General features: G+C 69.9%; 2 protein-coding genes. One reads left to right on the plus strand and one right to left on the minus strand.

What is annotated here, in order from left to right; all coding sequences use genetic code 11:
* Positions 1-41 precede the first annotated feature (41 nt).
* Positions 42-593 carry an amino acid synthesis family protein gene (locus KN815_RS49360; RefSeq protein ID WP_216348235.1) on the minus strand — a complete coding sequence of 184 codons (552 nt, stop codon included), beginning with the start codon at positions 591-593 and terminating at the stop codon, positions 42-44.
* 161 nt (positions 594-754) lie between these two features.
* Here KN815_RS49360 and KN815_RS49365 point away from each other — a divergent pair.
* Positions 755-915, plus strand: a 161-nt coding sequence (locus tag KN815_RS49365) for a helix-turn-helix domain-containing protein (RefSeq protein WP_216348236.1), incomplete at its 3' end; no start/stop codon positions are given.

Below are 915 nucleotides of genomic sequence, written 5' to 3' on the forward strand. Positions count from 1 at the left end.
CCCCGGTGCCCCACCGGGAGCCCGCACCGCGTCCATGCCGCTCACCGCTCCGTCGACAGCGGGGCCAGCCGGGCCTGTGGGCGGCCCTGGGCGGCCGCCGCGAGCCCGATGACGATCTCGTCGGCGCGCGGCCCGTCCGCCACCCGGACCTCGATGCTCTGGTGGTGCGAGCGGATGGTGGCGTCGGTGATGTGCTTGAGCGGAATGTCGAAGACCGTCCCCGCGGCGGCCCGCTTCTCCACGGCCGGCAGCAGGGTGGTCGCGTTCGCCGCCCGGCGGAAGTGGTCGCCGAACTTCAGGGTGTGGATCAGCGCGGAGCCGTGCTCGATCTCCCCGTCGAGCCCCACGATCGCGCACTTCCCGTACGCCTCCACCGGCGCGTCCAGCGCCTCGACCACGCGGGGCGCCAGCAACTCGCCGAGCTTCGGCGCCGCCTCGTCGATCCCGGGCAGCAGATCCGTCACAAAGCCCTGACCGGCCCAGGGGTTCTCGATGACGGCGAGCACCACCGCCGTACGGGCCGGCGGGTCCACCGGGCGGCCGCCCTCGCTGTGGATGTCCTCGGTGAAGGTGATGATCTTGCGGACGTTCATCGGGGTTCTCTTTCGTGGATACCCCCGGCTTCAGCCGGGGGAGGAAACGAAGCTCCTGCGGAGCAGGGCAGGGAAAGCCGGATCGCCGTCAGGGTGATCCGGCGTTCACCGGATTCCGGCCGACATCCGCTACTCACACGCGAGCTGATAGAGTGTGAGGTATGGAACGGCAGGTCAAGCGGGCGTTCAAGTACCGCTTTTACCCCACGGACGAGCAGGCGGCTGAGCTGTCGCGCACGTTCGGCTGTGTCCGCCTCGTGTACAACAAGGCGTTGGATGAGCGCACGCGGGCCTGGTACGGCGAGCAGCGCCGCATCTCCTA

It is taken from the genome of Streptomyces niphimycinicus (assembly GCF_018883605.1).
Classification (GTDB): domain Bacteria; phylum Actinomycetota; class Actinomycetes; order Streptomycetales; family Streptomycetaceae; genus Streptomyces; species Streptomyces niphimycinicus.